General features: G+C 71.9%; 11 protein-coding genes and 1 pseudogene. 9 read left to right on the forward strand and 3 right to left on the reverse strand.

Annotated features, from left to right (window positions below; translation table 11 throughout):
• Nucleotides 1-223 precede the first annotated feature (223 nt).
• From ACVCAG_RS13980 to ACVCAG_RS14000, 5 genes and pseudogenes are all read left to right on the forward strand, one after another.
• Complete coding sequence (locus ACVCAG_RS13980) at nt 224-385, forward strand: hypothetical protein (RefSeq protein ID WP_440083506.1); 162 nt, start codon at nt 224-226, stop codon at nt 383-385.
• Nucleotides 372-1,601, forward strand: coding sequence for an MFS transporter (locus ACVCAG_RS13985; RefSeq protein ID WP_447189913.1), 1,230 nt, complete (start codon nt 372-374; stop codon nt 1,599-1,601). The genes ACVCAG_RS13980 and ACVCAG_RS13985 overlap by 14 nt, the downstream gene beginning before the upstream one ends.
• A gap of 1 nt (nt 1,602) precedes the next feature.
• Nucleotides 1,603-1,746: pseudogene (locus tag ACVCAG_RS13990) on the forward strand (ArsR/SmtB family transcription factor); the annotation flags it as partial.
• 122 nt (nt 1,747-1,868) lie between these two features.
• Nucleotides 1,869-2,114 carry a hypothetical protein gene (locus ACVCAG_RS13995; protein WP_440083508.1) on the forward strand — a complete coding sequence of 82 codons (246 nt, stop codon included), beginning with the start codon at nt 1,869-1,871 and terminating at the stop codon, nt 2,112-2,114.
• Nucleotides 2,111-2,233, forward strand: a complete 123-nt coding sequence (locus tag ACVCAG_RS14000; RefSeq protein WP_440083509.1) for a hypothetical protein — start codon at nt 2,111-2,113, stop codon at nt 2,231-2,233. Before ACVCAG_RS13995 ends, ACVCAG_RS14000 begins: the two co-directional genes overlap by 4 nt.
• A gap of 82 nt (nt 2,234-2,315) precedes the next feature.
• Here ACVCAG_RS14000 and ACVCAG_RS14005 read toward each other — a convergent pair whose 3' ends face one another.
• Nucleotides 2,316-4,565: a molybdopterin-dependent oxidoreductase gene (locus ACVCAG_RS14005; RefSeq protein WP_440083510.1), complete on the reverse strand. Its 2,250-nt coding sequence runs from the start codon at nt 4,563-4,565 to the stop codon at nt 2,316-2,318.
• 78 nt (nt 4,566-4,643) lie between these two features.
• On the opposite strand from ACVCAG_RS14005, the gene ACVCAG_RS14010 reads away from it, so the two are divergent.
• The 4 genes from ACVCAG_RS14010 (at nt 4,644) to ACVCAG_RS14025 (ending at nt 8,819) form a co-directional block, all read left to right on the forward strand.
• Nucleotides 4,644-5,096 (forward strand): winged helix-turn-helix transcriptional regulator, encoded by a 453-nt coding sequence (locus tag ACVCAG_RS14010; RefSeq protein ID WP_440083511.1) that lies wholly within the window; start codon nt 4,644-4,646, stop codon nt 5,094-5,096.
• A 297-nt stretch (nt 5,097-5,393) separates the two neighbouring features.
• Nucleotides 5,394-6,209 (forward strand): trypsin-like serine protease, encoded by an 816-nt coding sequence (locus ACVCAG_RS14015; RefSeq protein ID WP_440083512.1) that lies wholly within the window; start codon nt 5,394-5,396, stop codon nt 6,207-6,209.
• Nucleotides 6,210-6,459: 250 nt separating this feature from the next.
• Entirely contained in the window at nt 6,460-6,801 is a 342-nt protein-coding gene (locus ACVCAG_RS14020) for a VOC family protein (RefSeq protein WP_440083513.1), read from the forward strand.
• 578 nt (nt 6,802-7,379) lie between these two features.
• The gene (locus ACVCAG_RS14025) at nt 7,380-8,819 is read left to right on the forward strand and encodes an MFS transporter (protein WP_440083514.1); all 1,440 of its coding nucleotides are present in this window, start codon (nt 7,380-7,382) and stop codon (nt 8,817-8,819) included.
• Between the two features lie 84 nt (nt 8,820-8,903).
• Here the strand turns inward: ACVCAG_RS14025 and ACVCAG_RS14030 are convergent, their stop codons facing one another.
• Together ACVCAG_RS14030 and ACVCAG_RS14035 are read right to left on the reverse strand one after the other, a co-directional pair.
• A complete protein-coding gene (locus ACVCAG_RS14030) occupies nt 8,904-12,641 on the reverse strand; it encodes a sarcosine oxidase subunit gamma family protein (protein ID WP_440083515.1) in 3,738 nt (1,245 codons plus the stop codon).
• Between the two features lie 109 nt (nt 12,642-12,750).
• Nucleotides 12,751-13,029 carry a sarcosine oxidase subunit delta family protein gene (locus ACVCAG_RS14035; RefSeq protein WP_440083516.1) on the reverse strand — a complete coding sequence of 93 codons (279 nt, stop codon included), beginning with the start codon at nt 13,027-13,029 and terminating at the stop codon, nt 12,751-12,753.
• Nucleotides 13,030-13,038: the final 9 nt, after the last annotated feature.

Raw genomic sequence — 13,038 nt, forward strand, 5'->3', positions numbered from 1 at the left:
GACCCGGCATTTCACTCCGACGGACGGTGGGAGCCGCCGGGTATCCGCACCTCACAACTTAGGCCCCCATCTATATTGACAATCATCAAATCAATGAGGTGGGCCGGGCTCTACTTAGACATTCCTCTAATCAGATGGGGGGCGGGTAGGGCTCAATGGACCGGACTCCACCTCCATCCCGGCACCCCTGACGATCAGCACGCGACTCACGGGAGAAACGATCATGAGCGATGGACAGCGCGGCACGGCGGCCGTGGGGATCGAGCCGTTCACGTCCCAGGGTGGCGAGCCGCCCGTGGTGGTGATCGGTGCGGGCCCGGTGGGCCTGCTCGCCGCCCCGCTCCCGCTGGTCACCGTCGGCGGCGGTGACGTTGACGGCTGCTGAGGCCGAGCACCGGCCGTCGACCGGCGCCGAAGCCGCACCGGCACGTCACGGCCGGCGCGTCGTCGCCGCCCTGGCCGTGACGCAGACCATCGGCTACGGCGTGCTCTACTACGCCTTCTCCGTCTTCCTCACCCCCATGGCGGCCGACCTGCACGCCACCGGCACCCAGGTCGCCGCCGCGCTGACCGGCTCGATCCTGATCGCCGCGCTGTGCGCCCCGCCGGTCGGCCGCCTGCTGGACGCCCACGGCGGCCGGGGCCTGATGACCACGGGGTCGGTCATCGGCGCGCTCGCCGTCCTGGCCTGGTCACGGGTCGAGAACCTGCCCCAGCTGTACGCGGTCTTCGCCGCGATCGGCGTCGCGTGCGCGATGGTGCTGTACGAAAGCGCCTTCGCCGTCATCGTCAGCTGGTTCGACGGTCCCGGCCACGGCCGGGCCAACGCCCTGCTCGCGCTCACCGTCGTCGCCGGGTTCGCCTCCACCATCTTCCTGCCGCTGACCGGGCTGCTGGTGGACTCCTACGGCTGGCGCACCGCCCTGGTGATCCTGGCCGTGATCTACGGCGTGGCGGCGATTCCGCTGCACGCGCTCGTCGTGCGCCGCCCCGCCCGCACCGGGCACCGGCCGGTCACGACCCGGGAACGGGCCGAAATCGTCAGGGCCGCCACCCGCCGGCGGCCGTTCTGGCTGCTGGTGATCGCCTTCACCGCCAACGGCGGCGCGGCGGCGGTGATGGCCGTCCTGCTCATCACCTACCTCATCCACCTGGGGCACTCACCCGTCCTGGCCGCCACGCTGGCCGGGCTGCTGGGAGTGTTGTCGGTGACCGGACGCCTGCTCACCACCGGCCTGCAACGCCGCCTGCCCGCCGATCTCATCGCCGCCGCGATCTTCACCCTGCAGGGCGTCGCCGCCGCGCTGCTCCCGCTGGCCGGGCGCACGGTGCCGGGCGCCATCGGCTGCGTGCTGGGGTTCGGGCTCGGCTTCGGCATCGCCTCCATCACCCTGCCGCACCTGCTCCTGCGGCGCTACGGCACGAGCGCCTACGCCTCGCTGTCGGGCCGCGTCGCCGCCTTCTCCGTCGCAGACAAGGCGCTGGCCCCGCTGGGCGCGGTCGCGCTGGCCCAGGCGGCCGGCTACACGTGGGTGATGGCGGCCGTCGCGGTGGCCTGCGCCGTCGCCGCGCTCGCGCTGGTCGCCCACCACCGCGCATGATTTCGGCCTGAGCGCCCCCACGATCTCCCACCACCTCAAGACCCTGCGGACGGCCGGGCTGATCGATTCCGAGCGCCGCGGCACCTGGGTCCGCTACCGGATCGTCCCCTCGGCGGTGGCCGGCTGGGCGCGCCGTTTTGATTAGATGTCTCTCTAACTTGACAGCTATCTAATCAAGATGGAACGCTGGGGCTACTTAGATATCCATCAAATCCGATGATCGGTGCGGCGCGAGAACGTGCGCCACCGATCCGAAAGGGGCACACCATGGCAAGCGAGAGCACCGGCGGATTCATCGGGGACCTGCTGGAAGCCTTCACCCCGCCCGCGGCCGGAGGGTGCTGCGGAGGCCCCGCTCCCACCGCGTCCGACGACGCCGTCTCCGTGGCCGTGTCGTGTTGCGGAGGTACGGCCGAGGCCGGGCAGGCCGCCCAGACCGGGTGCTGCGGCCGGGCACCGGCCACCCCGGTCGCCGCCACCGCCGGTGACGCCCCCGGCGGATGCTGCGGATGAGCTCCCCGGCCCCCGTCTCCTCGCCCGTGCCATCAGCGGCGGCCGAGGCCCCCGGCCTGGCGGCCGCCGCCCGCCTGCTCGTCTCCACCGTCTGGCTGCTGGCCGGCGCGCGTCCCTGAGCGGGGCCGGCGGACCTGGACCGTCGGTGTACGGGCCCGCGGGGTGCGGCCCGGGTCGCCCGTCGGGTCCCGTCGGGCGACCTCACCGGGATTCGGCGAGCGCCACGAGCCGTGCGGGTACGTGCTTGTGCCAGGGCGTTCCCGCGTAGGCGTCGCGGTCCTGGCTCGAGGTGAGCTCGTTGGGCGCGATCCCGGTGACGACCCGGCCGGCTTCGGGATCCAGATGGTCGACCCCGAACCCGTTGGGCAGCGAGATGTGCCCGGGGCGCATCCGGTCGGTCAGTTCCACGACGACCTCGACGCTGCCGCGCGGGGTGGTCAGCATCGCCCGGTCGCCGGTGGTCACTCCCAGGCGTTCGGCGTCGGAGATCCCGATCCGCAGCGCCCCGCCCATGTCGCGTTTGCGCCAGCTCGGGTCCCGGATGATCGTGTTGGCGGTGAAGGCACGCCGTTCGCCGGCCGACAGCACGAACGGCCATTCCCGGTCGCCGGCGGGTTCGGGCCGGTCGGCGAGTCCGGCCACCTCGGCGAGGAGCTCGGGGATGTGGAGCTGGACGCGCCGGCCCTTCAAGCGCCGCCAGGTCTCCTCCTGCACGTCGTCGGTGGTGACCAGGCCGTGCGGGCTGGAGATGATCGCGTCGAAGAGCCGCTCACCGGCCTCCGGGCCCTCGCCGTAGCCCGCCCGCTTCACTCCTGCGGGGTTCTCCTGGACGAAGCCGTGCGCCGCGCCCCACAGCACGGCCGCGGCCGCGGCGCCGTCGGGCAGTGTCGGCCCGAGCGTCCGGTAGAGCAGTACCGGAGCCAGCCGGGCGAGCTGCGGTCGCGAGCCGAGCACGTTCAGGAACGCCTCGGCGAACGCCGCACGGCCCTGGCCGGCCGCTTCCCGCAGCGGCTCGACGACCTCCGGGGTCAGCGCGCCCGAGGCCTCCACCAGCCGCGCGTGGATCTCCGGCTCGGGCAGCGGCCCGTCCGGCGGGTCCACGACCGGTCGGCGGAGATGGAAGACGTTGCGCGGGAAGTCGAAGGTGAAGAACGTCGCCTCCCACTTCTCGAACTGGGTCGGCGCCGGGAGCACGTAGTCGGCGAGCCGCGCGGTCTCGGTCATCGCGACGTCGATGACGACCAGCAGGTCCAGGGCCTCCAGTGCGGAACGCATGGCCACCGAGTCGGCCAGGGAGTGCGCCGGGTTCGCGCTCTCCACGAGCATCGCCCGGTAGCGGGCCGGGTGGTCGGTGAGAATCTCCTCGGCGATCACGTTGCAGGGCACCAGCCCGCTGATGATCTTCGCTCCGGCGACCGGGCTGACCGGCCCCTCGCCGACTTTGTGCCCGCGGTCACGGGCGATCGGCACCAGGTTGGAGAAGGCGTACTGCGTGCCCTGCCTGCCGAGGTTGCCGGTCAGTAGCCACAGCAGCCGCTGGACGTAGGAGACCACGGTGGAGTCGCGGTTCATCTGCACGCCCAGATCCTCGGTGACCGCCACCGAGGACGCCGAGGCGATCCTGCGCGAGGCCGCCCGGACCAGGTCCTCCTCGACACCGGCCGTCGCGCAGTAGCGGCTCACCGGCACGGCCGACAACGTCTCTCCGACCTCGGACAGCCCGTCGGCGTGCTCGGCCAGCCAGTCCTCGTCGATCAGCTTCTCCTGGACGAGGACGGCGGCCATCGCGGTCAGCAGGTAGACGTCGGTCCCGGGCCGTACCTGCAGGTGGAAGTCGGCCAGCTCGGCGGTCTCGGTCCGGACCGGGTCGATGACGATCATCGACCTTGCCGGGTCCTTGCCGATCTCCTTGAGCACCGTGCGTGCCCGGGGGAATCCGTGGGACTGGTAGGGGTTCTTGCCGACGAACACCGCGACCTCGCAGTGCTCGACGTCGGAGCGGGTCGGCGCGCCGAGCATGCGGGCGCTCACCCAGAACTCTCCGGTCTTCTCCTGGGCGAGGGCGCTGGAGCGGTACTTGGCGCCGAAGGCCTTCATCGTCGCCGTGGCATAGGTCCCGCCCAGGTGGTTGCCCTGTCCGCCGCCCCCGTAGTAGAAGATCGACTCTCCGGGCAGCGCGCCGAGCCGGGCGGCCACCTCGCCGATCGCGGTCTCCCAGGAGATCTCCTCGAAGGTCCCGTCGGGCCGCCTGCGCAGGGGCCGGGTCAGCCGCTCGGCGCGCCCGTTCTGGTAGCGGTCGAGTTGCAGGGCCTTGTTGCAGGTGTAGCCCTGGGAGGCCGGGTGCAGCTTGTCGCCACGGATCTTGTCGAACGCCCCGGACCGGCCGACCAGGATCTCGACCCCGCAGTTGCATTCGCACAGGATGCAGGCGCTCGGCCGCCACTCGCCCATGATCGGTCCCCTTGACGCTCGGTGAGTTCTTTTTTGGAACTTAGTCAGTTCCGGAAAAGAACTCAATAAACTCCTGGCATGCGCTGGAAGGACATCGGGGACGTCGACTGCTCGGTCGCCCGCACCCTGTCGGTGATCGGTGACCGCTGGACCATGCTCGTGCTGCGTGACGCCTTCCTGGGCGTGCGGCGCTTCGAGGACTTCCAGAACGACCTCGGAGTCTCCCGGCACCTGCTGGCCGACCGGCTGGGCACCCTGGTCGAGCATGGGATCCTCGAGCGGCGCCCCTACAGCGAGCGGCCGCTCCGGCACGAGTACAGGCTGACCGCCAAGGGCCTCGACCTCTATCCGGTGATCATCTCGATCGCCGGCTGGGGCGACCGCTGGATGGCGGGCGAGGACGGCCCGCCACTCCCCCTGCGCCACCGGAGCTGCGGCGAGATCATCACCCCGGCCCTGACCTGTCCCTGCTGCGGCGAACGAATCGACCCCCGGCAGATGACCCCGGTCAGCCGGACGGCGTCACCCTGAGAGCCTCCTCGCCGGCGCCTCGCACAGCGCGAATCCAGGAGAGACCGCGACGCCACGACCGCCCGGGGAGGGGGCGCTCGTCGAGGGGCTCGTGCCGCACAGCGTCCCGTCGACCGACCCGATGACGCCCGGGCAGGTCCGCCGTGCCGTCCACCGGTACCTGCGCCGGTCCCCCTTCCCCGGGGAGCGTGATCGGAAAGCCGATGATCGCGGCCGGCTCGCCGTTCAGCACATTGAATCCGTAGATCTTTCTGTGCTCTGTATCAAATGTAACCCTTGGGCGGTTACAGTTCCTGCGTGCGTTTCATCCCCTTTGTCATGATTCCCCTCGCCCTCGCCGCTACCACCGCGTTCCCCGCCTCCCCCGCCTGGGCCATCACGAACGGATCACCCGACCTGACCGCTCACCCGCAGGTGGGAGCCGTCATCGGCGACAAGCCAAACGATGACGGCACATGGTCCTACTGCACCGGCACCCTCATCTCGCCCACCGTCTTCCTCACCGCCGCCCACTGCGCGGAAGGGGGGCAGAAGACCGCCCGGGTCTCCTTCTCCAGCCGCTACCGGCACGGGGACAAGATCTACACCGGCCGCTACGTCGTCGACTCGCGCTACAGGGACAAGTCCGATCTTCATGACATGGCCGTTGTCGTCTTCGACACGGCCGTTCCGGGCATCAAGCCCGCCAGGCTGCCCACCGAAGGTCTGCTCGACCGCCTCGAAGCCGCCAACGCCCTGAAAATAACGCGATTCACCCCGGTCGGGTACGGTGCCATGGTCTCGGCCAAGGCCTCGGCCAAGGGGAAGCACGTCTCCGCCAAGGGGAAGCACAAGGTGCGGCTGACCTACACCGACACCCGCCACCAGGCGTCCATCTCCTTCGGGGACCTCACCCGCAGGTGGCTCAAACTGTCGCTCTCCTCCAAGGGCGACGGCAGCACCTGCTTCGGCGACTCGGGCGGCCCGAACTTCCTGGGAGGACCCACCTCGGACCTGCTCGTGGCCACGACCATCAGCGGAGACGACGACGCGTGCAGGATGACCAACTACGACTATCGCCTGGACACCCCTCAGGCCCGGTCCTTCCTCAAGAAGTTCGTCACGCTTCCCTGAACAGGTGATCGCCCCGGCGGATCCCCGCCCCGTCACGTCCTTGAACAGGTGATCGCCCCGGCGGATCCCCGCTCCAAGGGGTCACCCGCCGGCTCAGGCCGGCGGCTTGCGGCCGGCTGGAGGAACCGCCGGGCCAGGAGTGCGGGCGCCTACGGTGGTCGCGGCGTCAGCCGAGCCGAGCGCGCGGCGAGGCGGGCGCGGCCGGGTCCGCGAGGCCGCGGGAACCGGACGAAGTCCATGTGATCACGGTATGGCCCTCAACCTGTACGCGGGAATCCCGGTCACCGACTACGCGGTGGCCCTGAAGTGGTACGAACGGCTGCTGGGCTCCCCGCCGACGTTCGTCGCGAGCGACACCGAGGCCGTGTGGGAGCTCGCGGAACATCGGTCCGTGTTCATCGAGCAACTGCCCGAGCACGCCGGCCACGCCATGCACACGGTCTTCGTCGACGACCTCGACGCGCTCGTCGCGCAGATCGCCGAGCGAGGACTCGACCCCGCGAAGCGGGAGACCTACTCCAACGGCGTGCGCAAGGCCACCTACCGTGATCCCGACGGGAACGAGATCGGGTTCGGCGGCGCCCCGCTGTGACCGCCCCGGGCCGGCGCGGCACCCCGTAACCGTCAGGTCGCCCCGAGCCTCGCGGACCGTCGTAGCCGCCGTAGCCGTCACGGCCGTCACGGCCGTCACGGCCGTCACGGCCGTTACGGTCGCCGTAGCCGCCATAGCCGCCGTGGACTCCACGGCCGATCGCGTGGAGGCCGCGCGATGTGATCGGGCCGCGGTTCGCCGGAGCCGCCGGAGGCGGCGCGCCGCCCGCCCGCCAAGCGGTTCCTGCCGCCACGTCCGATTGCTGAATTATTCATCTTGACCGGCGTGAAAGATGCACGCCCTTTTGGTGATCGATGCTCTGGCTGCCCCCTGGCCACGACCACATAATTGATTTACATCAGGAACAATTATGTCGGCGTCGAGGGGAGCGAAAATTGTCAGCCCTGGCCGTGCTTCGCCCGCCGGTGGACGCGCGTATTCGCCCGTGGTCCGCGGATGTCCGTCGAGGCCGTGGCGCTCGAACCAGCCGCCCAGGCCGTCGTCGGTCACGAATTCATTCGGCCCGGAATCAACGCTGAGAATAACTTAAGCCGCACCAGGAGACAGGAGAAAAAACCATGGACTCTCAGGTCAAGAAGCCACCACCACTGCTTCTGTTGTGCCTCGCCCAGTTCATGCTGACACTCGATTTCGCGATCGTGAACGTCGCTCTGCCGTGGATCAAGACCGACCTGTCCTTCACCGCCGGCGCCCTGCCGTGGGTCGTCGGAGCGTACGCGCTGTTCTACGGCGGCTTCCTGCTGCTGGGTGGACGCGTGGGCGACATCATCGGCCGCAAGCGCATGTTCGTGTGGGGCCTGGCGATCTTCACGATCGCGTCCCTGGTGGGTGGCTTCGCGACCAGCTCCATCGTGCTGATCATCGCCCGTGCCCTGCAGGGCTTCTCGGCCGCGGCGGTGGCCCCTGCCGTGCTGGCGATGATCGGCGCGGGCTTCCCCGAGGGAGAGGCGCGGGCCAAGGCCATGGGCGTGTTCGGCGCCGTGTCCTCGGTGGGCTTCGCCGGCGGCGTGCTCGCCGGCGGCGTGCTGACCGAGGTCTTCGGCTGGCGGGCCGTCATGTTCATCAACGTCCCGGTCGGTATCGCGATGGTCGTGCGCGCCGCGATCCGCCTCGACGACGACAGCGTGCGGACCAGGTCCGCGCGCATCGACGTGCCCGGCGCCATCCTGGTGACCGCCAGCATGTGCTCGATCGCCTACGCCCTGACGATCGCGTCCGACGAGGGCTGGGGCACCGCCGGTGTGCTGACCCCGCTGATCGCCGGTCTCGTGCTGCTGGCCGTGTTCCTGTTCGTGCAGACCCGCGTGTCCGCGCCGCTGGTGCCGCTCTCGATCTTCCGTAACCGCGGGGTGACGGGCGGCAACCTGGTCGCGTTCCTGTCGGGTGGTGTCATGTCCATCTCGACGTTCTTCATCACGCTCTACATGCAGCAGATCCTGGGCTTCTCGGCCATCCTCACCGGCCTCGCGTTCTTCCCCCAGGCCCTCGTGGTCGTGCTGGCGTCGCTGCCGGTGGCGAAGACGACCGCACGGATCGGGGCCCGTCCGGTGCTGACCGTCGGCGCCCTGTTCCTGGTGGCCGGTTCGCTGGTGCTGGCCCTCGCGCCCGCCGACGGCTCGTTCCTGCTGAACGTGCTGCCCGGCGGCATCCTGATCGGCGTCGGTGTCACGGTCATGATGATCAGCACCGCGGTGGCGGCCACGTCCGGTGTGGCCGGTGCCCAGATGGGCCTGGCGTCGGGCCTCTACAACTCGAACCGCCAGCTCGGGGTCGGGCTGTGCCTCGGTATCGCGGTGGCGGTGGCGTCGCTGGCCGCCGGATCCGGGCAGGGGATCTCCATCGGCGGGATCCAGACGGCGTTCTGGCTCTCCACCGCGCTCTCCGTGGTGATCGCGATCGTCTCCGCGACCGTCGTGCCGTCGGCGAGCAAACCGGCTCCCGACGCTCCGGCCGCCTCCGCCCCGGAGACCGAGCCCGCCCCCGTGGCCGGCCGGTAGGTCTTCCGCACGTTCGAGGGCCGGCCCCGGCGCATGCCGGGACCGGCCCTTCCGCCGTGTCCGCCCAGGTCCCCGGTGATCACCTCACCCGCCCAGGTACTCCCCCGCCGCGTCGAGGAGCCAGGCCACGAGGTAGTCCGCGAAGGACGAGCGTACGAAGATGTGGAACCCGCCGTCCTCGCGGGCGGCGAGGACGACCTGGGCGCGGGCGAGCATGGTCTGGGCGCAGCGCCCGGGGCCGAACGCGCGGGGGTGCAGGTCGAGGGCGCAGCCGTGGGAGAGCAGGTCGCGCGCCCTCGGGCCGGTCACGAGCAGTACGGTGCGCTGGGCGGAGACGTCGGTGACGGCGGCGTGACCGGTTCCGGCGGCGGCTCGCAGGCGGGCCTCCAGGCCGGTGCCGCCCGCGGGCCCGACGACCAGCCACTCGTCGGGGCCGAGCCACAGCACCCGGGTGTCGCTCGCGGCCGTACCTGACGGTGACACGTCGGTGCCGGTGCTCGCGAAGGTACCGGGTTCGGTGGGGAGCGGGACACCGAGGGCGAGGGCGATGTCGGCCGCGGTGTCGCTCCCGGGCTCCACCCGCAGGTCGATCTGGGTGAGAAAGGGCAGTTCCGCGATGCGGAGGTTCGGGCTCGACACCGGCTCCAGCCGGGCCGCCGGGCTCGGCCGCCCGGACGGCCCCGTTCCCTGGGGCTTTGTTCCCCGCGGCTTTGTTCCGGAGAGCTCCGCCGTTCCAGAGAGCTCCGCCGTTCCGGAGAGCTCCGCCGTTCCGGAGAGCTCCGCCGCGGGCGGCTCCGTTCCGTACGGCGCGCCCGGTCGTGTCCCGCCCGGTGGGCCGTCGCGGCGCGCTCCCTCGGGGTCGTAGAGGACGTGGTGGGTGACGGTGACGGGCAGCTGTTCCCCTCCGACGGGGACGTACAACCGCTCGCCGACGCGTTCGCGCCCGCCGCTGACGAGGGCGAGGGCGAAGGTCCTGCCGAGCGCGGCGCTGCGGTAGCTGGAGGTGACGTGGCCGAGCATGGGGACCGGCGGCTCGGGCAGCCGGTCGGCGGCCACCAGGTGGGAGCCCTCGGGCAGCAGGACGTCCGGGTCGAGCGGCAGCAGGCCGACCAGGTGCTTGCGGTCGGGCCTGGCGGTGTCGGCGCGGGCGAAGGAACGCCTCCCGACGAAGTCGGCCTTCTTCTTGGACACCACCCACTCCATGCCGAGGTCGGCGGGGGTGACCGTGCCGTCGGTGTCCTGGCCCACGATGGGGTAGCCCTTCTCGGCCCGCAGCACGTGCATGGTCTCGGTCCCGTACGGGGTGACCGCGCCGGTGGCCTGGACGGCCTCCCACAGGGCGAGCCCGTCCCAGGCGCTGACATTGATCTCGTACGCCAGCTCGCCGGAGAAGCTGATCCGGCACACCCGCGCGTCGAGGCCCGCCACCCGGGTGTCGCGCCACGTCATGAACGGGAAGCTCGCGTTGTCCACGGCCAGGCCGGGGGCGAGCCCGGCCAGCACCTCGCGGGAACGCGGCCCGGCGAGCGCGACCGTCGCCCACTGCTCGGTGACCGAGGTGCAGTGGACCCGCAGCGAGGGCCACTCGGTCTGCAGCCACTCCTCCATCCAGTCGAGGACGGCGGCGGCGTTGCCGGTGGTGGTGGTCACCAGGAAACGGTCCTCGGCCAGGCGGATCACCGTGCCGTCGTCGAAGACCATGCCGTCGGGGCGGCACATCACGCCGTAGCGGATCGAGCCGACCTTGAGGGTGCTCATCATGTTGGTGTAGAGCCGGTCGAGCAGCTCCGCGGCGTCCGGCCCCTGGATGTCGATCTTGCCGAGCGTGGAGGCGTCCATGGCTCCGGCGGCCTCCCGCACGGCCCGGCACTCGCGCAGGACGGCGGCCTCCATGTCCTCACCCTCGCGGGGGTAGTACCAGGGCCGCTTCCACTGGCCGACGTTCTCGAACGGCGCTCCGCACGCCACGTGCCACTCGTGCAGCGCGGTGACCCGGACGGGGTCGTGCAGCACCCCCCTGTCGCGCCCGGCGAGGGCCGCGAAGGAGACCGGCAGGTAGGGGGCGCGGAAGGTGGTGGTGCCGAGTTCCGAGACGCCCACGCCGAGGGCATGGGCGACGACACCACTGGTGAGCACGCCGGAGGTCTTGCCCTGGTCGTGCCCGGTCCCGGCGGTGGTGTAGCGCTTGACGTGCTCGACCGAGCGGAGCCCTGCCCCGGTGGCGCGCATCACGTCGGCGACGGTGACGTCGCGCTGCAGGTCGACGAAGTGGGTCCGGTAGTCGTCGGCGGGAACGAGCCACACGTGCTCGGCGGGGATGGTCCCGGAAGGCTCTCCGCCGGGCGAGACCGCCCCCGGCTCCCGCGCCTCCCCGGCCTGCGGGATCTCCGTGTCCCGTGACGTCTCCCCCGCCCGCGGAGTCTCCGCGCCCGGTGACGTCTCCCCCGCCCGCGGGGCCTCCCCCGCTTCCCTGACGGACGCGCCGGAGGTGGAAGGGGTTCGGAGACCGGCCGCCCCGGCGGCCCGCGTCCCGGCGGCGGCGCCGTCCTCCAGGCAGGCGGCCAGGGTGCGGAGCCCTCGGGCGGCCCCGGCGACCTCGACGGCCTGGCGGGTGCTCCCGGGGACGAAGGAACCGAGCGCCTCGTCGTAGCGGAGCGTCCCCCCGGCCTGGCTGAACAGGTGGACGGCGGGGTTCCAGCCGCCCGAGACGAGCAGCAGGTCGGCCTCGATCTCACGCCCGCCGGAAGGAACCGCCCCGGAACCGGCCGCCCCGGAAGGCCTGCCGGCCGCGGCGGGTCTCTCCGAGACGGTCACGGAGGTGACGCCGTGCTCGCCGTTCGCGCGGGTGACGAAGTGACCGGTGAGCACCTCGGCGTCACCCAGGCCGCCCGTGCCGTCCAGGCCGCCCCGTCCCGGGTCGCCGGGGGCACGCGTGTCCACGACGGCGGCGATCTCGACGCCCGCGGCGGCCAGGTCGCGGGCCGCGGCGTAGGCGCCGTCCCCGGTGGTGAACACCACCGCGCGGCGGCCGGGCAGGACCCCGTACCGGTTCACGTACGCGCGTGCCGAGCCGACGAGCATGACGCCCGGCAGGTCGTTGCCCGCGAAGGCGATCGAGCGCTCGTGCGCGCCCGTGGCGAGGACGACGCGGCGGGCCCGGATGTGCCAGACACGCTCGCGGGAGGAGGCGTTCTCTCCCCTGCGCTCCACGGCGACCAGGTAGTTGTCGTCGTAGTAGCCGAACACGCTGGTACGGGTGAGCACCCGCGTCTCCGGGTGGCTCTCCAGCGCGGCCAGCGCGGTGGCGGCCCACGCCGTGCCCGGGACGCCGTCGACGCTCTCGCCGGTGTCGGGCAGGCTGCCGCCGGGCGAGGGCCGGTCGTCGGCGAGGATCACCCGGGCGCCCGACCCGGCCGCCGCGGTCGCCGCCGCCAGGCCCGCCGGGCCCGCGCCGACCACCAGGACGTCGCAGTGCGCGTACACGCCGTCGTAGCGCGCCGGGTCGGGTTCGGCGGCGAGCCTGCCCCTGCCCGGCAGGCCGGTGGCCACCAGCCCCGCGTACAGTTCGACGACGGTGGCCTGGAGCATCGGCTCGGGGAAGGGGTGCTCGATCTGGACGACGGCGTTGGGCTCCTCGGTCCAGGCGGCGAAGATCCCGCGGGGGCGTCCCAGCGCGACGCTCGTCGCGACCGTGCGGACACCGTTGGCGAGCAGCGCGGCGGCGAGCGTGTCGCCCCGGTACCCCTCGTAGTCGCGGCCGTCGAACCGGAACGGCAGTACCTCCCCGCGACGGCCCGCCCGGCGGAACGGCTGCCCGCTCACCGGCACACCGTTCTCTCACCGGTGGCCGGGAGACGCGCGCCGCCGGTGGCCTGGACGTTCACGCCGCCCGGGGGCGGCCGGTGGCCCGCCGCGCCGTTCGCCCGGCGGTTCACGCGCCCACCGACCTTGGCTCGCCCACGCGGTACACGGCGTGGAACTCGTTGGTGGCGGTGTCGCGGACCGCGTTGAACCAGCGGCGGCATCCGGCCGCGTGCTGCCAGCGCTCGGCGAACGGCCCCTTCGGGTTGTCGCGGAAGAACAGGTACCGGGCCCACTCCTCGTCGGAGAGCGCGGCGGGGTCGCCGGGGTAGGCGACGTGGGCCTGCCCGCCGTGGTGGAACTCGGCCTCGTCCCGTGGACCGCACCACGGACAGGGGATCAGCAGCATCGGTCGGGC

The organism is Streptosporangium sp. G12, from assembly GCF_052983175.1.